Source organism: Pseudomonas sp. R84, assembly GCF_009834515.1.
Taxonomy (GTDB): domain Bacteria; phylum Pseudomonadota; class Gammaproteobacteria; order Pseudomonadales; family Pseudomonadaceae; genus Aquipseudomonas.
Genome location: NZ_CP019426.1, coordinates 6,374,057 through 6,395,536 on the forward strand (window position 1 = coordinate 6,374,057; position 21,480 = coordinate 6,395,536).

Consider the following 21,480-nt stretch of genomic DNA (forward strand, 5'->3'; position numbering starts at 1 on the left):
ACCACTTTTTTTACTAGACCTTCGGCGCACCAAGCGCCAAAAGAGGACAGCTTCATGGAAGCATTGCAGCAGAAAATCCGCGAACAAGGCATTGTGCTTTCCGACCAGGTCCTGAAGGTCGATGCCTTCCTGAACCACCAGATCGACCCGGCCCTGATGAAGCTGATCGGCGACGAATTCGCCTCGCTGTTCAAGGATTCGGGCATCACCAAGATCGTCACCATCGAAGCCTCGGGCATCGCCCCGGCGATCATGACCGGTCTGAACCTCGGCGTGCCGGTGATCTTCGCCCGCAAGCAACAGTCCCTGACCCTGACGGAAAACCTGCTGTCGGCGACCGTTTACTCGTTCACCAAAAAGACCGAAAGCACCGTGGCCATCTCCCCGCGCCACCTGACCAGCAGCGACCGCGTGCTGATCATCGACGACTTTTTGGCCAACGGTAAGGCCTCGCAAGCGCTGATCTCGATCATCAAACAGGCCGGCGCGACCGTTGCCGGTCTGGGCATCGTCATCGAGAAGTCGTTCCAGGGCGGCCGCGCCGAACTGGACTCGCAGGGCTACCGCGTTGAATCGCTGGCCCGCGTGAAATCGCTGACAGGTGGCGTGGTCACCTTCATCGAATAAACCAGCAGCACCGCAGTCCCCCTGTAGGAGTGAGCCTGCTCGCGATAGCGTAGTGTCAGCTGATATTTTCGTCGACTGATACACCGCTATCGCGAGCAGGCTCACTCCTACAGTTGTTTTGGGTCAGGCAGTTATTGCGCGGTGGCTTTCAGGCCGGTGAGGAGCAGGCGCTGGAACAGGTCTTCTTTCAGGCCTTCCGGGTTTGTAAGTTGCATGCGCTCAAGGTGCTCGGGGTATAGCGAAGCCTCCGGCGCATCGAGAGCTGCCTTGCCCAGCTCCAGAATCTCGGTGAGTTTGAATTTGCTCTTCAGCCAATTCAGCGCACGCAATAGATCCCGTTCGATCGCGGTGAAATCACAGCCCAGCGGATACTCGGGAAACAGGTTCGGATGGCGTGCGGCGATGGCTTGCAAACGCTGAGGCGTGTTCTCGGTGAAGCGCGGATCGAGACGGAAATCCTTTGGCAGCTTGCCGACTTTTTGCGCTTGCTCGATCAGGCCCTGCTGGAAGCGTGAATCGCTGATATTCAGCAGCGATTCAATGACGACCGCATCGGATTTACCGCGCAAATCAGCGATGCCGTACTCTGTGACGACGATGTCGCGCAGGTGCCGTGGGATCGTGCAATGGCCGTATTCCCAAACGATGTTGGAGCTGACGTCGCCACCGGACTCACGCCAGCTGCGCAGGATCAGAATCGAACGCGCATCGTGCAGCGCGTGCCCCTGCGCGACGAAGTTGTACTGCCCGCCGACACCGCTGAGTACTCGGCCATCTTCCAGTTGATCCGCCACGCCAGCGCCAAGCAGGGTCATGGTGAACACGGTGTTGATGAATCGCGCGTCGAGGCGCTGCAGACGCTTGAGTTCTTCCTGCCCGTAGAGCTCGTTGATGTAGCTGATGCGGGTCATGTTGAATTCGAGGCGTTTGCTCAGTGGCAGCTCACGTAAGCGCTCGTAAAAACTGCGCGGGCCAAGGAAGAAACCGCCGTGCACCGAGATGCCGTCAGTTTGCGCGGCCTCGTCGAGGGTGCCGGCGTTGGCCTGTTCCTGAGTCTGCACGTCGGGGTAGACCTTGCGCCGAATAATTCCCGCGTCCGCCAATACCAGCAGGCCATTGACGAACATTTCGCTGCAGCCGTAAAGGCCTTTGGCGAATGGCCCAGTGCCGCCCTCGCGGTTGATCAATTGCGCCCATTGGCTGAGGTTGATGTCGTCGAGCAACGCCTTATAACCGGGGTTATCCGCCTGACGCGCCAGCAATGCGGCGGTCAACGCGTCGCCCATCGAACCGATGCCGATCTGCAACGTACCGCCGTCGCGCACCAGCGTACTCGCGTGCAAGCCAATGAAATGATCCTGAAAACCGACGGGCATGTTTGGCGTGGAAAATAGCGTGCTGCTGTCCTTCGCGTCGATCAGCAGGTCGAAGGTGTCGATATCGACTTCGGCGTCGCCGGGCATGTACGGCAGATCGGTGTGCACCTGGCCGACCAGCAAAATAGTCTCCCCGGCCTCGCGACGCTTGGCGATCATCGGCAACAGGTCGAGGGTGATGTCCGGGTTGCAGCTCAGGCTCAGGCGATCCGGATGTTCGCTGCTGCTGGCGAGCAATTGCGCCACCAGATTCAGCCCGGCGGCGTTGATGTCGCGCGCGGCGTGGCTGTAGTTGCTGCTGACGTAATCCTGCTGGGCCGGCGCGCTATTGAGCAGGCTGCCGGGCTGCATGAAGAACTGTTCGATGCGAATGTTGGCGGGCAGGCTGTCGCGGTGCAGGTCGGCGAGGAAATCGAATTCCGGGTAGTCACCGAAGACGCGTTCGACGAAGGGTTCGATAAAGCGCTTCTGCAAACCGTCACCCAGGTTCGGCCGGCCGAGGCACAGCGCGGTGTAGATCGTCAGTTGCCGCTCGGGCAGGTCTTTGATCCGCCGGTACAGCGCATTGACGAAGTGATTGGGCTTGCCCAGGCCCAGCGGCATGCCCATGTGGATGTGCGCCGGCAAGCGTGCCAGCACGTCGTCCACTGCCTGTTCGATCGAACACAACTGCACCATCTGAAGCCTCCTGCCCGTTCCGTGAATAGGGGTAGACCGAGCTTGCCTTGAGTTTGCTGCAATGAACAGCTTGGAGATTGGATCAGTGTTTTTTCCAGATTCGTTTAGGGCCTTAAACCGTCACCCTCACCCTAGCCCTCTCCCGGAGGGAGAGGGGACTGAATGGGGGATATTGGGGAGGTACGCCGACGTGAAATAGCTTTGTTGAATCCATAATCGCTAAGGTCTTTCAGGTCGATGTCGGAACCTCGGTCTGCCCCCTCTCCCTCCGGGAGAGGGCTGGGGTGAGGGGTTCTTGAATCGCGCCCACAAAAAAACCGTCCGAAGACGGTTTTTTTCGTCAGAAGTGCGCCTTACTTCAGGCCGGACATCTTCTCGATTGCGCCTTTCAGGTCGGCGTCGGAGCAATCGGCGCATGTGCCTTTAGGCGGCATGGCATTGATGCCGGTGATGGCCTTGGCCAGGATGCCGTCGAGGCCGCCCTGGTGATCGGCTCGTTCTTTCCAGGCTGCGGTGTCACCGATTTTCGGCGCGCCTAACAGGCCGGAGCCATGGCAAGCGTTGCAATGTTTGGCAATGATTGAGTCTGGAGTCTTGGCATCACCGCCGCCGGCAGTCGCAGCCACTTCCATCCCTTTGCATTCCTGCCCCTGAACACACACCTGGCCGACTGGCTCGAGGCGTTTGGCAATGTCGTCATTCGGCGCAGCTTGAGCGCTGACAGCCCAGAGGGCCAGTACGGTTGCTGGTGCAGCCAGCATTTTCATAATTAGGTTCACGCGTTCACCCTCAATGGTGGCTATTCACGCCTGCGGCCACGGTTCGCAGGCGGGCGGAAGTATAGCGGGTAGCCCGTCACACTGAAACAACCCCATAGTCGAAGGGGTTATACCGCACGGTAGAAAAACTCTCCGGGTGCCTTTGCCATCATGGCTTGGCACCTCTTTGTTAAAAATTCGCCGGCGTGGCTGCGCTGATTAGTCGCGCAGGCGCGTCGAACGGATTACGGAAACGGTGCGGCTTGGTACTTTCAAAGTAGTAGCTGTCGCCGGCTTCGAGAATAAAAGTTTCCAAGCCCACCACCAGTTCCAGACGACCTTCCACCAGAATCCCGGTTTCCTCGCCTTCATGGGTGAGCATTTCTTCGCCGGTATCGGCGCCCGGCGGGTAGATTTCATTGAGGAAGGCGATGGCGCGGCTGGGGTGTGCGCGGCCGACCAGCTTCATGGTCACGGCACCGTCGGAAATGTCGATCAGCTCGTTGGCCTTGTAGACGATCTGGGTCGGGACTTCCTGCAGGATTTCTTCGGAAAAGAACTCGACCATGGACATGGGAATCCCGCCCAGTACCTTTCTCAACGAACTGATCGAGGGGCTGACGCTGTTCTTTTCGATCATCGAAATGGTGCTGTTGGTGACGCCCGCGCGTTTGGCGAGTTCACGCTGGGAAAGCCCTTTGAGCTTGCGGATCGATTGCAGTCGTTCACCGACGTCCAAGGCGGGAGCCTCCTGATGTTGTAAGAATATTGAGCGTTATCATGGCGACAGCGTTCAGTATTTACAACACTTGACCCCCGCAGCGGCTTTAACCCTCGGAATAGAGCCTTGGCACCCGACGCAGATTGCAGAAGATCTGATACGGAATGGTCTCGGCCCACTGCGCCACTTCACTGGCGAGGATGTTTTTGCCCCACAGTTCGACGGTCGAACCGAGTTCAGCTTCCGGCACATCCGTCAGATCGATACACAGCATATCCATCGACACGCGCCCGAGGATGCGGCTGCGCTTGCCAGCCACCAAAACCGGCGTGCCGGTCGGCGCCTGACGCGGATAGCCGTCGGCGTAACCCATGGCGACCACGCCGATACGCATCGGTTTGTCGGTGATGAATTTGGCGCCGTAACCGATAGGTTCACCCGCTGGCAGCTCACGCACGCAGATGACTTTAGATTCCAGGGTCATCACCGGTTGCAGACGCTCGGCCACGGCATTGGCTTCTTCAAACGGGGTCGCGCCGTAGAGCATGATGCCCGGGCGCACCCAGTCACTGTGAATCTGCGGCCAACCGAGTACGGCGGGCGAGTTGCGCAGACTGACTTCCGCGGCCAGACCCTGACGCGCCGCCTCAAACACCGCGACCTGTTCGGTGCTGCTCTGCGCGTGCAGTTCATCGGCGCGGGCGAAGTGGCTCATCAAGACGATTTTCGCCACTTTGCCGCTGGCCAGCAGACGCTGATAGGCGGCTGCGTAATCCTTTGGATGCAGACCGACGCGGTGCATGCCCGAATCGAGCTTCAGCCACACAGTAATCGGTTTGCTCAGGGTCGCCTGCTCGATCGATTCGAGCTGCCACAGCGAATGCACCACGGTCCAGAAATCATGCTCGACAACCAGCGCCAGCTCATCGGCTTCGAAGATGCCTTCGAGCAACAACACCGGGGCCTTGATGCCGGCCGCGCGCAACTCCAGCCCTTCTTCGATGCAGGCGACGGCAAAACCGTCGGCCTCGGCTTCCAGTGCCTGGGCGCAACGTACCGCGCCATGGCCGTAGGCGTCCGCCTTGATCACTGCAAGCGCCTTGGCGCCGGTGACTTCGCGGGCAATTCGGTAGTTGTGGCGCAGGGCTTCTAGGTCGATCAGGGCACGGGCAGGACGCATGGCGGCAGACTTCTAGGCGGTCATGGGAAGAAAAACCGGCGCCGACTGACGACGTGAACCGCCAACAGCGCCGGGAGAGGGATCTTTACAACGGTTACGGCAGCGCGGCGACGATAGAAATTTCTACCAGAATGCTCGGCTTGGCCATTTTCGCTTCGACAGTAGCGCGGGCTGGGGCAGCGCCTTTTGGCAGCCACTGATCCCACACCGAGTTCATCCCGGCGAAGTGCGCCTCGATGTCGTTCAGGTAAATCGTCGCCGACAACAGATGCTGTTTGTCAGTCCCGGCCAGATCAAGCAAACGCTCGATATTGGCCAGTACGTCGCGGGTCTGCTGTTCAATCCCGGCGTCGAAGTCGTCGCCGACCTGTCCGGCCAGATACACGGTGCCGTTGTGGCTGACGATCTGACTCATGCGCTCATTGGTGAGCTGGCGCTGGATTGACATGTTTTGCGGACTCCTGGGTTTTGTTGCCATAACGGGAAATATCGAGGCCTTCGGCGCTGATCTGTGGTTTTTTCTTCGCCATCAGGTCGGCCAGCAAACGACCGGAACCGCACGCCATGGTCCAGCCGAGCGTGCCGTGACCGGTGTTGAGGAACAGGTTTTTGAACGGCGTGGCACCGACGATCGGCGTGCCGTCCGGCGTGGTCGGACGCAGACCGGTCCAGAAACTCGCCTCGGCCAGATTACCGCCCTGAGGATAAAGGTCGTTGACGATCATCTCCAGGGTTTCGCGGCGACGCGGGTTGAGCGACAGGTCAAAACCGGCGATCTCGGCCATGCCGCCAACGCGGATGCGGTTGTCGAAACGGGTGATCGCGACCTTGTAGGTCTCGTCGAGAATGGTCGAGGTCGGGGCCATCGCCGGGTTGGTGATCGGCACGGTCAGCGAGTAACCCTTGAGCGGATACACCGGGGCTTTGATGCCCAGTGGCTTGAGCAGTTGCGGCGAGTAGCTGCCGAGGGCCAGCACGTAGCGGTCGGCGGTTTCCAGCTTGCCGTCGATCCACACACCGTTGATGCGATCACCGGCGTAGTCGAGTTTCTGGATGTCCTGGCCGAAGCGGAATTCGACACCGAGCTTCACGGCCATTTCGGCGAGACGCGTGGTGAACATCTGGCAGTCGCCAGTCTGGTCGTTTGGCAGGCGCAGGGCACCAGCGAGGATGTCAGTCACACCTGCCAGTGCCGGTTCGACGCGGGCAATGCCGGCGCGGTCGAGGACTTCAAACGGCACCCCGGATTCTTTCAGCACGGCGATGTCTTTGGCGGCGCCATCCAGCTGTGCCTGGGTGCGGAACAACTGGGTCGTGCCGAGGCTGCGGCCTTCGTAGGCGATGCCGGTTTCGGCGCGCAATTCGTCGAGGCAATCGCGGCTGTACTCGGACAGACGCACCATGCGCTCTTTGTTCACCGCGTAACGGTTGGCGGTGCAGTTGCGCAGCATCTGCGCCATCCACAGGTACTGGTCGATGTCGGCAGTGGCCTTGATCGCGAGAGGGGCGTGGCGTTGCAGCAACCACTTGATCGCCTTCAGCGGTACGCCCGGCGCGGCCCACGGCGAGGCGTAGCCCGGCGACACCTGACCGGCGTTGGCGAAACTGGTCTCCATGGCCGCAGCAGGCTGCCGGTCGACCACCACCACTTCAAACCCGGCACGGGCCAGATAGTAAGCACTGGCGGTACCGATGACGCCGCTACCCAAGACCATTACACGCATTTTGTATCCCTCATCGCGGCTGGGCCGCGCACGTCTGTTGTTAGAGCAATGATGCGCGCAGTGTAAAAAAGAAATGCCAGTGCTTTTCACTATATAAGCGCCTATATTTGGCGACAATTCTCGGCAAAAACCCTTTTCACGGAGGCGCATCCCCTATGCGTACCAACACTCAGACCAAACGTGAGCTGGACAAGATCGACCGCAACATCTTGCGGATCCTGCAGGCGGACGGACGGATTTCCTTTACCGAACTCGGCGAAAAAGTCGGCCTCTCCACCACGCCGTGCACCGAGCGGGTGCGGCGTCTGGAGCGCGAAGGGATCATCATGGGCTACAACGCCCGGCTGAATCCGCAGCACTTGAAGGGTAGCTTGCTGGTGTTCGTCGAGATCAGCCTCGACTACAAATCCGGCGACACGTTCGAAGAGTTCCGCCGCGCGGTGCTGAAGTTGCCGCACGTGCTGGAATGCCATCTGGTCTCAGGGGATTTCGACTATCTGGTGAAGGCGCGGATTTCCGAGATGGCCTCGTACCGCAAGCTGCTGGGCGACATTCTGTTGAAGCTGCCGCATGTGCGGGAGTCGAAGAGTTATATCGTGATGGAAGAGGTGAAAGAGAGCCTGAGCTTACCTATTCCGGATTGAAGATCGGTGGCGCTCCATTCGCGAGCAGGCTCGCTCCCACAGGGGAATGCATTCCAAATGTGGGAGCGAGCCTGCTCGCGATGGCGTCGACTCGGTCCCGAGTGAACGCGTTAAACCAACACCTGCCGATGCGCCGCCATGTACTCGAAGATCTGCTTCTCGACCCGCGGATGAATCAGCTCCACCGGCCGCCGCTCATTCGGGCAAGGCAAGGTTTTGGTCGTGCCGAACAGCCGGCAAATCAACGGCCGCTCTTCATACACCGTGCAGCCATTCGGCCCCAGGTGCACACAGTTCAGTTCTTCCATCGCCGCATCCTGCTCGGCGCGGGTCTTGCGCGGCAGGCGGGCCATTTCTTCCGGTGAGGTGGTCACCGGCCCACAGCAATCGTGGCAGCCGGGCACGCACTCGAACGAGGGGATCTGTTGGCGCAAGGTGCGGACTGTCTGGCTGTTGCAGCTCATCAAAACGGTAACCAAGGTGGAATAGGCGTCAATTGTGCCGCAAAAGCCCTGATCCAGACACCGCAGGCCGACCAGTGTTGCCCACGTTCGGGCGTGCGGCTTATGCTCCGTCAAATTTTCTCGACACCTTAGCCGTTGGATGACGCCCATGACTGCCCGCGCCTTCACCTCCGCGAGCCAACCCCACGTTGCCTCTTACTACGCCGCCAGCAGCCTGCCGCAGCCCGATCACCCGATCTTGCAAGGTGAGGTGCTCGCCGATGTCTGCGTGGTCGGCGGTGGCTTTTCCGGGTTGAACACGGCGCTGGAACTGGCTGAACGCGGCCTCAGCGTAGTGTTGCTGGAAGCGCACAAGATCGGTTGGGGCGCCAGTGGTCGCAACGGCGGGCAGCTTATTCGCGGGGTCGGTCACGGTCTCGATCAGTTCGCCAACGTCATCGGCGCCGACGGCGTGCGCGAGATGAAACTGATGGGCCTGGAAGCGGTGGAAATCGTCCGCCAGCGCGTCGAGCGTTTTCAGATTGCCTGCGACCTGACCTGGGGCTACTGCGACCTCGCCAACAAACCCGCCGACCTTGAGGGCTTTGCCGAGGACGCCGAAGAATTGCGTGGCCTCGGTTATCGCTACGAAACCCGTTTGCTGCAAGCCAACGAGATGCACACCGTAGTCGGTTCCAAGCGCTATGTCGGTGGTTTGATCGACATGGGGTCAGGGCATTTGCATCCGCTCAATCTCGCGTTGGGCGAAGCAGCGGCGGCGCAGCAATTGGGCGTCAAACTGTTTGAACACTCGGTGGTGACACATATCGATTACGGCCCCGAAGTCAAAGTCCACACGGCCCAAGGTTCGGTGCGCGCCAAAACATTGGTGCTCGGTTGCAACGCCTATCTCAACGATCTGAATTCACAGCTTAGCGGTAAGGTTCTGCCCGCCGGCAGCTACATCATCGCCACCGAGCCGTTGAGCGAAGAACAGGCGCATAACCTGCTGCCGCAGAACATGGCGGTCTGCGACCAACGTGTCGCGCTGGATTATTACCGACTCTCGGCGGATCGTCGTTTGCTGTTCGGCGGTGCCTGCCATTATTCGGGGCGCGATCCAAAGGATATCGGCGCCTACATGCAACCGAAGATGCTCGAAGTGTTCCCGCAACTCGCTGGCGTGAATATCGAATATCAGTGGGGCGGCATGATCGGCATCGGCGCGAACCGCTTGCCGCAGATTGGTCGGCTCGCGGATCAGCCGAACGTGTATTACGCCCAGGCGTACTCCGGGCACGGGGTGAATGCCACGCACCTGGCGGGCAAGTTATTGGCCGAGGCGATCAGCGGGCAACACAGCGGTGGCTTTGATCTGTTTGCCAAGGTGCCGCACATCACCTTCCCGGGCGGCAAGCATTTGCGCTCGCCGTTGTTGGCGCTGGGGATGTTGTGGCATCGCCTCAAAGAGTTGGTCTGATGATTTGCGGCGCTCATGAGGCCGCTTTCGCGAGCAGGCTCGCTCCCACAGGGTTCTGCTGTGGATGGGAATTTTGTATCCACTGAAGATCAATGTGGGAGCGAGCCTGCTCGCGAAGGGGCCGGCAAGAACAATACAGATCTCAGATCCGCCAGAACGGCTTCAACCCCTCCTCCTGCGCCTGTTCACGCGTCAGCCCGATATCCCTGAGCTGATCCGCCGTCAGCGCCAGCAACGCCTTGCGCGTGTGCAGACGATGCCAGAACAGATTCCAGCGACTCAGGCCGGACGGTGCGTTACGCATGATCTCATTGCGTGCACGATCCTTCTGCCCTGCCGCCAGTTCCTGACTGTGTAACGTCAGCCGCACATCGCTCAAGCCATTCATTTTCAATGCTCCTGTTTACTTGGGTAGCCAGAGATTCCATGATGCGCGGGCAAGCAAAACCATTACAGATTCAAAGCAACTGTATTAACTCCATACAGATTCGTCGTTTTACCGACTGAATTGTCAATTTTTGCCACGTCTGTACTGGTTTATCGAATCACCTGCACCGAGGCAGCGCCATGACCCTTTACGTAAATCTCGCCGAATTGCTCGGCACGCGCATCGAAAACGGCTTCTATCGTCCCGGCGATCGGTTGCCGTCGGTGCGCGCCTTGAGCGTTGAACACGGGGTCAGCCTGAGCACGGTGCAGCAAGCTTATCGCGTGCTCGAAGACAGTGGCCTGGCCACGCCGAAACCCAAATCCGGCTACTTCGTGCCAGTCGGCCGCGAACTGCCGGAGTTGCCCGCCGTTGGCCGCCCGGCACAGCGACCGGTGGAAATTTCGCAATGGGATCAGGTGCTGGAATTGATTCGCGCGGTGCCGCGCAAGGATGTCGTGCAACTGGGTCGCGGCATGCCGGACATCAGCTCGCCGACCATGAAGCCGCTGCTGCGCGGCTTGGCACGAATCAGCCGCCGTCAGGACATGCCCGGTCTGTATTACGACAATATCCACGGCACCCTCGAACTGCGCGAGCAGATCGCCCGACTGATGCTCGATTCCGGCTGCCAGTTGAGCGCCAGCGATCTGGTGATCACCACCGGTTGCCACGAAGCGCTGTCGACCAGCATCCACGCGATCTGCGAGCCGGGCGACATCGTCGCGGTGGACTCGCCAAGCTTTCACGGTGCCATGCAGACGCTTAAAGGCCTGGGCATGAAGGCCCTGGAAATCCCCACCGATCCGCTCACCGGCATCAGCCTGGAAGCCCTGGAACTGGCGCTGGAGCAATGGCCGATCAAGGTCATCCAGATCACCCCCAACTGCAATAACCCGCTGGGTTACATCATGCCGGAGTCGCGCAAACGCGCCCTGCTCACCCTCGCGCAGCGCTTCGACGTGGCGATCATCGAGGACGATGTATATGGCGAGCTGGCCTACACCTACCCGCGCCCGCGCACGATCAAATCTTTCGACGAAGACGGCCGCGTATTGCTGTGCAGTTCGTTTTCCAAGACCTTGGCGCCGGGCCTGCGCATCGGCTGGGTCGCACCGGGCCGCTACCTCGAGCGCGTGCTGCACATGAAATACATCAGCACCGGATCGACCGCGCCGCAGCCGCAGATCGCCATCGCCGAATTCCTCAAGGCCGGCCACTTCGAACCGCACTTGCGGCGCATGCGCACGCAATACCAGCGCAGTCGCGACATGATGATCGACTGGGTTACCCGCTATTTCCCGGCAGGCACACGCGCCAGTAGGCCGCAAGGCAGCTTCATGTTGTGGGTCGAATTGCCGGAAGGTTTCGACACCTTGAAACTCAATCGTGAGTTGCACGACCAAGGCGTACAGATTGCCGTCGGCAGCATTTTTTCCGCCTCGGGCAAGTACCGCAATTGCCTGCGGATGAACTACGCTGCCAAACCGACAGCGCAGATCGAAGAGGCGGTGCGCAAGGTCGGCGAGACGGCCGTCAGATTGCTGGCCGAGGCCGACTGACCTTTTTCCAGAGAACCGCGTCCATATGCCGACCCTAGCCGCCATTCGGAATGACCCTACGTGAGATTCAGACAGCCCCTGTTCGCTTTGCTGTTACTCGCCTCGTTCCTGAGCGGCTGTGCCAGTCTCGATGTTCCGCGCGAGCCGAGTCAGGCATTGCCGGCTTCCGATTCCAGCTTCGGCCGTTCGATTCAGGCACAAGCGGCGCCCTATCAAGGCCGCTCGGGGTTTCGCCTGCTGTCCAACAGCAGCGAGGCGTTCACCGCGCGCGCCGAACTGATCCGCAACGCCCAGACCAGCCTCGATCTGCAGTACTACATCGTCCACGATGGCATCAGCACGCGGATGCTGGTGGAGGAACTGCTCAAGGCTGCCGACCGTGGCGTGCGCGTGCGCATCCTCCTCGATGACACCACCAGCGATGGCCTCGACCAGATCATCGCCACTCTGGCGGCGCATCCGCAGATTCAGATTCGTTTGTTCAATCCGCTGCATCTGGGCCGCAGCACCGGCGTCACCCGCGCGGCCGGTCGCTTGTTCAACCTGTCGCTGCAGCATCGACGCATGCACAACAAGCTGTGGCTGGCGGATAACAGCGTGGCCATCGTCGGCGGGCGCAATCTGGGTGACGAGTATTTCGACGCCGAGCCGAACCTGAATTTCACCGACATCGACATGCTCAGCGTCGGGCCGGTGGCCGAGCAGCTCGGACACAGTTTCGACCAGTACTGGAACAGCGCGCTGAGCAAGCCGATCGACGAGTTTCTTACCAGCCAACCGACCGCCAAGGACCTGCAGAACACCCGCACACGCCTGGAAGAATCGCTGGAAGACACCCGCAAACAAAATCACGCGCTGTATCAGCAGTTGATGACGTTCAAGACCGAACCGCGCATGGACATCTGGCGCAAAGAACTGATCTGGGCGTGGAATCAGGCGTTGTGGGACGCGCCGAGCAAGGTCTTGGCCAAGGGTGAGCCGGATCCGCAATTGCTGCTGACCACGCAACTGGCACCCGAGCTTACAGGCGTGAGCAAAGAGCTGATCATGATTTCGGCGTACTTCGTGCCGGGCCAGCCGGGGCTGGTTTACCTGACCGGTCGCGCCGATGCCGGCGTCTCGGTGAGCCTGCTGACCAACGCGCTGGAGGCCACCGATGTGCCGGCGGTGCATGGCGGATATGCACCGTATCGCAAGGCGCTATTGGAGCACGGCGTGAAACTGTACGAACTGCGGCGCCAGCCTGGGGATAACTACGGCAGCGGCCCGCATGTGTTTTACAGCAAGTCGTTTCGCGGTTCCGATTCAAGCCTGCACAGCAAAGCGATGATCTTTGATCGGCAGAAGTCTTTCATCGGCTCGTTCAACTTCGACCCGCGCTCGGTGCTGTGGAATACCGAGGTCGGGGTGTTGGTGGACAGCCCTGAGCTGGCCGGGCATGTGCGCGAACTGGCGCTGCAAGGCATGGCGCCAGCGCTGAGTTACGAGGCGAAATTGCAGGATGGCCAGATTGTCTGGATCACTGAGGACAACGGCCAGATGCACACCCTGACCAAGGAGCCGGGGAGTTGGTGGCGGCGGTTCAACGCGTGGTTCAGCACCACTGTCGGGCTTGAGCGAATGCTTTAAAGAGCAAAAGATCTACGCAGGCTCGGTCACTGGGCCAAACGCACCCTGACGCAAAAGCAGCAGAACCAACCCAAACGCCCCAATCGCCATCAACAACGGCAACGCATGCCCGCTGATCCACTGACTGCCCGCCCCGGCCGCGAGCGGCCCGACCAGACAACCCACACCCCATAGCTGCGCAATGTGCGCGTTCGCCCGCACCAGCGCATCGTCGCGATAACGCTCGCCAATCAGAATCAGCGACAGGGTGAACAAACCACCGGCACTCGCCCCGAACAATACCCAAAGTGGCCAGATCAGCAGCGTGTCGAGCAACAGCGGAATCGCCAGACTCGACAGCATCAACACCACGGCGCAGCCGGCAAACAACGTACGCCGCGACAGATAATCGGCCAACGCGCCAATCGGCAATTGCAGCAACGCATCGCCGACCACCACCGTGCTGACCATCGCCAGCGCGATTTCAGCGGTGAAGCCCTGTTGCAGGCAATACACCGGCAGCAACGTCAGGATCATCGCCTCGAACGCGGCAAACAATGACACCGCCCAGGCAATTGCCGGCAGCTCTCGGGCAAATCCCCACAGATCGCGGAACGTCACACTACTGGCTTCACTGCTCGGTGCACCACTGCGGCCCAACAGAAGCAAAGGCGAAACCAACAGCAGGCCGACGCCGACCCAGAATCCGTAATCCTCTTCGGTGCCGAGCGCACCCAGCAGCAATGGGCCAGACAACTGGCTCAACGCATAGCTGCTGCCGTACAGCGCCACCAAGCGACCGCGCCAGTGCTCGACCACCAGTTGATTGATCCAGCTCTCGCCGAGGATGAACACGATGGTCAGGATCACCCCGATCATCAGCCGTAGCACCAGCCAGATCGGGTAACTCGGCAACAGCGCCAACAAGCCGATCGACAGCGCCCCGGCCCACAGGCACAGGCGCATCAGATTGGCCGTGCCGAAGCGTGCCGCCAGATGACTGGAAATCTTCGCGCCCAACAACACGCCAATCGCTGGCATCGCCGCCATCACGCCGATGGCGAAGGCGCCGTAGCCCCAGCCTTCCAGGCGCAACGACACCAACGGCATGCTGACCCCCAGGGCCAGACCGACACTCAAGACAGACGCCAACACGGCGAAATACGTCGCCCACCGCATGTTCCACGCTCCTGTGGATAATTATTTTTTGGAGGCCGCATCAAACAAATGTGAGAGCGAGCCTGCTCGCGAATACGGCTGCACATTCAGCACATGGGCTGACTGATACACCGCTTTCGCGAGCAGGCTCGCTCCCACAGGGATCTGCTTCGTCTGGAGGTTCTGCTCTTGCGAACAGACCCTCCTAACGGCTTACAGCTTGATCCACGTCGCCTTCAGCTCGGTGTATTTGTCGAACGCGTGCAGCGACTTGTCACGACCGTTGCCCGATTGCTTGAAGCCGCCAAACGGTGCGGTCATGTCGCCGCCGTCGTACTGGTTGACCCACACGCTGCCGGCACGTAGCGCCTTGGCGGTCAGGTGCGCCTTGGAGATGTCCTGGGTCCAGACTGCTGCGGCCAGGCCGTACGGCGTGTCGTTGGCGATCTGGATCGCTTCTTCAGCGGTATCGAAAGCGATGACCGACAGTACTGGGCCGAAGATCTCTTCCTGAGCGATCTTCATCGCGTTGCTCACGCCGTCGAAAATCGTTGGCTCAACGTAGGTGCCACCGGTTTCCTGCAGAATGCGTTTGCCGCCAGCCACCAATTTGGCGCCATCGGTATGACCGGATTCGATGTATGACAGCACGGTATTCATCTGCTGGGTATCCACCAGCGCACCAACGTTGGTCGCCGGATCCAGCGGATTGCCCGGTTTCCAGGCTTTCAGCGCCTCGATCACCATCGGCAGGAACTTGTCTTTGATCGAACGCTCGACCAGCAGACGCGAGCCGGCGGTGCAGACTTCGCCTTGGTTGAAGGCGATGGCGCTGGCGGCGGATTCAGCCGCGGCCTGCAGATCCGGAGCATCGGCAAAGACGATGTTCGGGCTCTTGCCACCGGCCTCCAGCCAGACGCGTTTCATGTTCGATTCGCCGGAGTAGATCATCAGTTGCTTGGCGATCTTGGTCGAACCGGTGAACACCAGCGTATCGACGTCGTTGTGCAGGGCCAGCGCCTTGCCAACGGTATGACCATAGCCCGGCAGCACGTTGAGCACGCCTTTCGGAATGCCGGCTTCAACCGCCAGTGCGGCGATGCGGATGGCGGTCAGCGGGGATTTTTCCGATGGCTTGAGGATCACCGAGTTACCGGTCGACAGCGCCGGACCGAGTTTCCAGCAAGCCATCATCAGTGGGAAGTTCCACGGCACGATGGCGCCGACCACGCCTACCGGCTCGCGGGTCACCAGACCCAACTGGTCGTGCGGCGTAGCGGCGACTTCGTCGTAGATCTTGTCGATCGCTTCACCGCTCCAGCTCAGCGCTTGCGCCGCGCCCGGGACGTCGATGTACAGCGAATCGCTGATCGGCTTGCCCATGTCGAGGGTTTCGAGCAGGGCCAGTTCTTCGGCGTGCTGCTTCAGCAGGCCGGCAAAACGGATCATGGTGGCTTTGCGCTTGGTTGGCGCCAGGCGCGACCAGACGCCGGAATTGAAGGTGGCGCGGGCGTTTTCCACGGCGCGCTGGGCGTCGGCGGCGTCACAGCTGGCGATCTTGCCAAGCAGACGGCCATCGACCGGGCTGATGCACTCGAAGGTCTCGCCGGAGACGGCGTCGGTGTATTCGCCATTGAGATAAGCGCGGCCTTCGATTTTCAGGTCGCGGGCGCGTTGTTCCCAGTCGGCACGAGTCAGGGTGGTCATTTCGAGTGTCCTCCGCTTGTTGAATACGAGCGCCGCGCGATCTTCGCCAGCGTCCTCAGGAATTCTGCCCGGCCAGCCGGTTTTTCGGCCAGAGGCACCCGCCACCCTAAACCAGCGGCCGGGGTTGTTTCAATATATTTGACATAAGGTGGCCATACGGCCTTGCGGTGTTGATTTTAATCAACATAGACTTTGGCCCTTTCCAGCCAATCGCGCCGTACTCACGGGGGATAACAACAATGAACATCCAGAACGTCGTCGACATCAGCCTGACCAGCAGCGAAGCCGAACGCTATCGTCCGGACCCGGCGAAGGTGCTGAAGGGAGATCCTGAGCAAGCGGTGTTCCATCAGTACGAAAGCCCTTGCGGGCAGATGGGCGTTGGCGTTTGGGAAGGTGCGATCGGGCAGTGGACGGTGAATTACACCGAGCATGAGTACTGCGAAATCCTGCAGGGGGTTTCGGTGCTGCGTGACAGCGATGGTAACGCCAAGACCTTGCGTGTTGGCGACCGGTTTGTAATTCCGGCGGGTTTCCGCGGCACCTGGGAAGTGCTTGAGGCTTGCCGCAAGATCTATGTGATCTTTGAACAGAAGGCTTGAGTTTTTCGGTGATTTTACCGGCCTCTTCGCGAGCAAGCTCGCTCCCACATTCCTACCGCATTCCATTGTGGGAGCGAGCTGCTCGCGAAGGCGTCAGGACAGGCGACACAAAAATCAAGGCAACAAAAAAGGCCCGTATCGTGAGATACGGGCCTTTTTTGTAAGTCGGGAAAAATCAATTACTTGATTTTGCCTTCCTTGTAGATCACGTGCTTGCGAACAACCGGATCATATTTCTTGATCTCGATTTTGTCCGGGGTAGTACGCTTGTTCTTGTCGGTAGTGTAGAAGTGACCAGTACCGGCGCTCGAGATCAAACGAATCAATTCACGCATGATTAGCTCCCTTAAATCTTGCCATCGCGGCGAAGTTCGGCGAGCACGACAGTGATGCCACGCTTGTCGATGATACGCATGCCTTTGGCAGATACGCGCAGACGCACAAAACGTTTCTCTTCTTCAACCCAGAAGCGGTGATGCTGCAGGTTCGGCAGGAAACGACGACGGGTTTTGTTGTTTGCGTGGGAAATGTTATTCCCAGTTACCGGACCCTTACCGGTAACTTGACATACTCTCGACATGCCTCAGCCCTCTAAAACCACATGCCCAACCCGGCATGGGTTGGCCGCTTAATCTCTCAGTCATTTGGCGCCAGGCGCCGCGTTTCTTTAGAGGTCTTACCGGCTACACCTACAGTGAAGGAACCGGGCCCCTAGAAAAGAGCGCTGCTTTATACCAGAAAGACCGGGGTGCAACAACATTCGGTGTGAAATCAATCGGTAAAAAGGCGCTTTTTTGGTCTGCGAACGCTTTGGATAAAGGCCGGCATCGATTTTTACCACTCGTCGCAGAAAGTCGCCCAAGCAGGCGTTTCAGACTTTTTGCGAAGCACCGCGGTCTGAAAAACGGCCACCACTGTGCCCTTAAAATGCAAAAAGGGGATAGTCATTTGTAATCCAGCCCTCTAGGGTAGGCCTTTTCCAGACTGCACTTGCAGATGGGCCTTCGATCTGTAAAAGGAAACCGACCATGCGCCTCGCTGCCCTACCCTTGTTGCTCGCCCCGCTCCTGCTGAGCCCCCTGGCGCAGGCCGCCGCGCTGAGCGTCTGCACCGAGGCCAGCCCGGAAGGGTTCGACGTAGTGCAATACAACTCGCTGACCACCACCAATGCCTCGGCCGACGTGCTGATGAACCGCCTGGTGGATTTCGATACCACCAGCGGCAAAGTCGTGCCGAGCCTGGCCGACAGCTGGGAAGTCAGTACCGATGGCCTGACTTATGTATTCAAGCTGCACCCGCAGGTGAAATTTCATACGACTGATTACTTCAAACCGAGCCGCGAGTTGACCGCCGAAGACGTCAAATTCAGCTTCGACCGCATGCTCGACCCGGCCAACCCGTGGCACAAGGTCGCTCAAAGCGGCTTCCCGCATGCGCAGTCGATGCAGTTGCCAGCGCTGATCAAGAAGATTGACGCGCTCGATCCGCTGACCGTGCGCTTCACCCTTGATCATCCTGATTCGACATTCCTGGCGACCCTGAGCATGGGCTTCGCCTCGATCTACTCCGCCGAATACGCCGACAAACTGATGAAGGCCAACGCCACGGACAAGCTCAACAGCCAGCCGATCGGCACCGGCCCGTTCGTGTTCAACCGTTTCCAGAAAGACGCAGCGATCCGTTACAAGGCCAACCCGGATTACTTCGGTGGCAAGCCTGCGGTGGATCCGTTGATCTTCGCCATCACCCCGGACGCTAACGTGCGCCTGCAAAAACTGCGGCGCAATGAATGCCAGATCGCCCTGTCGCCAAAACCTTTGGACGTACAGGCCGCGCTGAAAGAACCGACGCTGAAAGTCGAAAAGACTGACGCGTTCATGACCGGATTCGTCGGCATCAACAGCCAGCATCCGCCGCTGGACAAACCAGAAGTGCGTCAGGCGATCAACCTCGCCTTCGACAAGGCCAACTACATCAAAGCCGTGTTTGAAGACACCGCCGAAGCCGCCAACGGCCCTTACCCGCCGAACACCTGGAGCTACGCGAAGAACCTGCCGGGGTACCCGCACGATGTCGCCAAAGCCAAGGCGTTGTTGGTCAAGGCCGGGTTGAAGGATGGCTTCCAGACCACCATCTGGACGCGTCCGTCGGGCAGCCTGCTCAACCCAAACCCGAGTCTGGGCGCGCAGATGCTGCAGTCGGATCTGGCGGAAATCGGCATTCAAGCGGAAATCCGTGTGATCGAGTGGGGCGAGCTGATCCGTCGCGCCAAGGCGGGCGAGCATGACCTGCTGTTCATGGGCTGGGCCGGCGATAACGGCGACCCGGACAACTTCCTCACGCCGCAGTTTTCCTGCGCAGCGGTCAAGTCGGGCACCAACTTTGCGCGCTACTGCAATGCTGATCTCGACAAGCTGATCAGCGCCGGCAAGACCACCAGTGAGCAAGGTGTGCGCACCAAACTGTACGAACAGGCGCAGACGCAGATTCAGCAGCAGGCGTTGTGGCTGCCGCTGGCGCACCCGACTGCCTACGCGCTGACGCGCAAGGATGTGCAGGGTTACTCCGTGAGCCCGTTTGGCCGGCAGGACTATTCCAAGGTCAACCTGAAATAACCTGCCCGGCACATAACTCTGTGGATGCAATCAAACCTGTGGGAGCGAGCTTGCTCGCGAAAGCGGTCTGTCCGTAAAAGTGATGCTGACTGACACGACGCCTTCGCGAGCAAGCTCGCTCCCACAGGGATTTGATCGTTCCTGGGCGTTACATCCAGCCACACTCCGCCATCGATAACGGCTCCCCATCGCCGACGATGAAGTGATCCAGCACCCGTACATCAATCAGCTCCAGCGCCTTTTGCAGGCGCTTGGTCAGCAGCCGATCTGCCTGACTGGGGTCGGTATTCCCCGATGGATGGTTGTGGCACAGGATCAACGCCGCCGCGTTATTGGCCAAACATCGCTTCACCACCTCGCGCGGATGCACGCTGGTGTTGTCGATCGAGCCGCGAAACAGTATCTCGAAATTCAGTACTTGATGTTTGGAGTCGAGAAACAGGCAACCAAACACCTCATGCGGTTCGTGGCGCAGCATCGATTTCAGATAATCGCGAACGACCTGAGGGTTTTCCAGGGCTGGTTTCTGCCGTGATTTCTCAGCCAGATGTCGCCTGTTCATTTCCTGAGCAGCTTGCAGTTGCGCAAACTTTGCCGGTCCGAGCCCCAATTGTTTGCTGAATGCGTCCTGATCGGCCTCAAGCAGCAAACGCAGGCTACCGAATTGAGTCAACAGATTGCGCGCCAGGTCCACAGCGCTTATTCCGGGCAATCCGGTGCGCAGAAAAATGGCCAATAACTCAGCATCCGAAAGGCTCGCTGCACCGTGTTCCAATAACCTTTCCCGCGGGCGTTCCGCCGCAGGCCAATCGCGAATACTCATACACATTCCCTGTCTGTGGGCGCCGCTGTTCCGTAGCGGTCGCTGTGATATCGTAGCCCATCTTTTTTGCGGTCGATTCAACCCTGGGGAGGGGCATCGCATCGCAGTCATCAACGAAATGAAAGGCAGACCTATGCAGCGGCTGTATCGGAAACGCATCGTTCTGGGCGTCGGCGGCGGCATCGCGGCCTACAAGAGCGCCGATCTGGTTCGTCGCCTGATCGACCAGGGTGCCGAAGTGCGCGTGGTCATGACCCACGGTGGCGCCGAGTTCATCACCCCGCTGACCATGCAGGCCTTGTCCGGCCACCCGGTTCACCTCGACTTGCTCGACCCGGCCGCCGAAGCCGCGATGGGTCACATCGAGCTGGCCAAATGGGCCGATCTGGTGCTGATCGCCCCGGCCACCGCCGACCTGATTGCCCGTCTTGCCCAAGGCATCGCCAACGATTTGCTGACCACTTTAGTGTTGGCCACCGACGCTGTCGTCGCCGTTGCTCCGGCAATGAATCAAGCGATGTGGCGCGATCCGGCGACCCAGGCCAACCTGCAACTCCTGGAAAGCCGTGGCCTTAAGGCCTTCGGCCCGGCGTCTGGCAGTCAGGCCTGCGGCGACGTCGGCATGGGCCGCATGATGGAAGCCACCGATCTGGCGCAATGCGCAGCGGACTGTTTCCAGCGTCAGGCACTGACCGGCAAGCACGTGGTCATTACCGCCGGCCCGACCCAGGAAAACATCGACCCGGTGCGCTACATCACCAATCACAGCTCCGGAAAAATGGGCTTTGCCCTCGCCGAAGCAGCCGTGGAAGCCGGCGCCCGTGTGACCCTGATCAGCGGCCCGGTGCACCTGCCGACGCCAGATCGCGTCACACGCATAGACGTGGTCAGCGCCCGCGACATGCTCGCAGCCTGTGAATCGGCGATCCCGTGCGACGTGTTCATCGCCTCGGCAGCCGTTGCGGACTACCGCCCGGAAGTCGTCGCCCCGCAAAAACTCAAGAAAGATCCTACGAGCGGTGACGGCTTTGTCCTGCAAATGGTGCGCAATCCAGACATTCTGGCCACCATCGCGACCCGTCCCGACCGTCCGTTCAGTGTCGGCTTCGCCGCCGAGACCGAACACCTGCTCGACTACGCTGCACGCAAGCTGAAGGACAAGAATCTCGATTTGATCGTCGCCAACGACGTCGCCAACCCGAGCATCGGTTTCAACAGTGAAGAAAACGCCTGCAGCGTGATTGACCGTGCGCTGCACGCCACGGTTTTCGCCCAGACCAGCAAGAGCAAGATCGCTCGCCAACTGGTCACTTTTATCGCCGAACGTCTGAACCAGGTTTAATTTAC

At 59.8% G+C, this 21,480-nt stretch carries 21 protein-coding genes; 8 read left to right on the forward strand and 13 right to left on the reverse strand.

Translation table 11 applies throughout. From position 1 onward, the window contains the following. Positions 1 to 54 precede the first annotated feature (54 nt). Positions 55 to 627 (forward strand): xanthine phosphoribosyltransferase, encoded by a 573-nt coding sequence (locus tag PspR84_RS28380; RefSeq protein ID WP_034152041.1) that lies wholly within the window; start codon positions 55 to 57, stop codon positions 625 to 627. 131 nt (positions 628 to 758) lie between these two features. On the opposite strand, the gene PspR84_RS28385 is transcribed toward PspR84_RS28380, so the two are convergent. From PspR84_RS28385 to dadA, 6 genes are all read right to left on the reverse strand, one after another. Further along, positions 759 to 2,681 carry an acetyl-CoA hydrolase/transferase C-terminal domain-containing protein gene (locus PspR84_RS28385; protein WP_160059906.1) on the reverse strand — a complete coding sequence of 641 codons (1,923 nt, stop codon included), beginning with the start codon at positions 2,679 to 2,681 and terminating at the stop codon, positions 759 to 761. A gap of 353 nt (positions 2,682 to 3,034) precedes the next feature. After that, on the reverse strand, positions 3,035 to 3,448 hold the full coding sequence (locus PspR84_RS28390; protein WP_160060148.1) for a c-type cytochrome: 414 nt from the start codon (positions 3,446 to 3,448) through the stop codon (positions 3,035 to 3,037). Positions 3,449 to 3,629: 181 nt separating this feature from the next. Then, a complete protein-coding gene (locus PspR84_RS28395) occupies positions 3,630 to 4,178 on the reverse strand; it encodes a cupin domain-containing protein (RefSeq protein WP_007920393.1) in 549 nt (182 codons plus the stop codon). 88 nt (positions 4,179 to 4,266) lie between these two features. After that, positions 4,267 to 5,340, reverse strand: coding sequence for an alanine racemase (gene alr, locus PspR84_RS28400; protein ID WP_160059907.1), 1,074 nt, complete (start codon positions 5,338 to 5,340; stop codon positions 4,267 to 4,269). Positions 5,341 to 5,434: 94 nt separating this feature from the next. Beyond that, positions 5,435 to 5,788 carry a RidA family protein gene (locus tag PspR84_RS28405; RefSeq protein WP_034152045.1) on the reverse strand — a complete coding sequence of 118 codons (354 nt, stop codon included), beginning with the start codon at positions 5,786 to 5,788 and terminating at the stop codon, positions 5,435 to 5,437. Continuing rightward, complete coding sequence (gene dadA, locus PspR84_RS28410; RefSeq protein WP_016985828.1) at positions 5,760 to 7,064, reverse strand: D-amino acid dehydrogenase; 1,305 nt, start codon at positions 7,062 to 7,064, stop codon at positions 5,760 to 5,762. Before dadA ends, PspR84_RS28405 begins: the two co-directional genes overlap by 29 nt. A gap of 155 nt (positions 7,065 to 7,219) precedes the next feature. On the opposite strand from dadA, the gene PspR84_RS28415 reads away from it, so the two are divergent. After that, complete coding sequence (locus tag PspR84_RS28415) at positions 7,220 to 7,708, forward strand: Lrp/AsnC ligand binding domain-containing protein (protein ID WP_003177284.1); 489 nt, start codon at positions 7,220 to 7,222, stop codon at positions 7,706 to 7,708. A gap of 110 nt (positions 7,709 to 7,818) precedes the next feature. On the opposite strand, the gene PspR84_RS28420 is transcribed toward PspR84_RS28415, so the two are convergent. Further along, complete coding sequence (locus PspR84_RS28420) at positions 7,819 to 8,172, reverse strand: YkgJ family cysteine cluster protein (RefSeq protein ID WP_160059908.1); 354 nt, start codon at positions 8,170 to 8,172, stop codon at positions 7,819 to 7,821. Between the two features lie 148 nt (positions 8,173 to 8,320). Between PspR84_RS28420 and PspR84_RS28425 the strand changes: the two genes are divergently transcribed. Continuing rightward, positions 8,321 to 9,631, forward strand: a complete 1,311-nt coding sequence (locus PspR84_RS28425) for an FAD-binding oxidoreductase (RefSeq protein WP_160059909.1) — start codon at positions 8,321 to 8,323, stop codon at positions 9,629 to 9,631. A gap of 142 nt (positions 9,632 to 9,773) precedes the next feature. Here the strand turns inward: PspR84_RS28425 and PspR84_RS28430 are convergent, their stop codons facing one another. Further along, complete coding sequence (locus tag PspR84_RS28430; protein ID WP_160059910.1) at positions 9,774 to 10,019, reverse strand: DUF1127 domain-containing protein; 246 nt, start codon at positions 10,017 to 10,019, stop codon at positions 9,774 to 9,776. 179 nt (positions 10,020 to 10,198) lie between these two features. Between PspR84_RS28430 and PspR84_RS28435 the strand changes: the two genes are divergently transcribed. Continuing rightward, a complete protein-coding gene (locus tag PspR84_RS28435; RefSeq protein WP_160059911.1) occupies positions 10,199 to 11,620 on the forward strand; it encodes a PLP-dependent aminotransferase family protein in 1,422 nt (473 codons plus the stop codon). 60 nt (positions 11,621 to 11,680) lie between these two features. Further along, complete coding sequence (locus PspR84_RS28440; RefSeq protein WP_160059912.1) at positions 11,681 to 13,249, forward strand: phospholipase D family protein; 1,569 nt, start codon at positions 11,681 to 11,683, stop codon at positions 13,247 to 13,249. A gap of 12 nt (positions 13,250 to 13,261) precedes the next feature. Here PspR84_RS28440 and PspR84_RS28445 read toward each other — a convergent pair whose 3' ends face one another. Together PspR84_RS28445 and PspR84_RS28450 are read right to left on the reverse strand one after the other, a co-directional pair. Then, positions 13,262 to 14,407, reverse strand: a complete 1,146-nt coding sequence (locus tag PspR84_RS28445) for an MFS transporter (RefSeq protein ID WP_160059913.1) — start codon at positions 14,405 to 14,407, stop codon at positions 13,262 to 13,264. Positions 14,408 to 14,599: 192 nt separating this feature from the next. Beyond that, positions 14,600 to 16,093 (reverse strand): aldehyde dehydrogenase, encoded by a 1,494-nt coding sequence (locus tag PspR84_RS28450; protein WP_008086799.1) that lies wholly within the window; start codon positions 16,091 to 16,093, stop codon positions 14,600 to 14,602. 239 nt (positions 16,094 to 16,332) lie between these two features. On the opposite strand from PspR84_RS28450, the gene PspR84_RS28455 reads away from it, so the two are divergent. Continuing rightward, positions 16,333 to 16,695 (forward strand): cupin domain-containing protein, encoded by a 363-nt coding sequence (locus tag PspR84_RS28455; RefSeq protein ID WP_160059914.1) that lies wholly within the window; start codon positions 16,333 to 16,335, stop codon positions 16,693 to 16,695. A gap of 179 nt (positions 16,696 to 16,874) precedes the next feature. Here PspR84_RS28455 and rpmG read toward each other — a convergent pair whose 3' ends face one another. Then, positions 16,875 to 17,030 carry a 50S ribosomal protein L33 gene (gene rpmG, locus PspR84_RS28460; protein ID WP_003177274.1) on the reverse strand — a complete coding sequence of 52 codons (156 nt, stop codon included), beginning with the start codon at positions 17,028 to 17,030 and terminating at the stop codon, positions 16,875 to 16,877. 11 nt (positions 17,031 to 17,041) lie between these two features. Beyond that, positions 17,042 to 17,275, reverse strand: coding sequence for a 50S ribosomal protein L28 (gene rpmB, locus PspR84_RS28465; protein ID WP_007920377.1), 234 nt, complete (start codon positions 17,273 to 17,275; stop codon positions 17,042 to 17,044). A 448-nt stretch (positions 17,276 to 17,723) separates the two neighbouring features. On the opposite strand from rpmB, the gene PspR84_RS28470 reads away from it, so the two are divergent. Then, on the forward strand, positions 17,724 to 19,310 hold the full coding sequence (locus tag PspR84_RS28470) for an ABC transporter substrate-binding protein (protein ID WP_160059915.1): 1,587 nt from the start codon (positions 17,724 to 17,726) through the stop codon (positions 19,308 to 19,310). A gap of 148 nt (positions 19,311 to 19,458) precedes the next feature. Here PspR84_RS28470 and radC read toward each other — a convergent pair whose 3' ends face one another. Then, complete coding sequence (radC, locus tag PspR84_RS28475) at positions 19,459 to 20,133, reverse strand: DNA repair protein RadC (protein ID WP_034152053.1); 675 nt, start codon at positions 20,131 to 20,133, stop codon at positions 19,459 to 19,461. Positions 20,134 to 20,266: 133 nt separating this feature from the next. Between radC and coaBC the strand changes: the two genes are divergently transcribed. After that, a complete protein-coding gene (gene coaBC, locus PspR84_RS28480; protein ID WP_160059916.1) occupies positions 20,267 to 21,475 on the forward strand; it encodes a bifunctional phosphopantothenoylcysteine decarboxylase/phosphopantothenate--cysteine ligase CoaBC in 1,209 nt (402 codons plus the stop codon). The last annotated feature ends 5 nt before the right edge of the window (positions 21,476 to 21,480 follow it).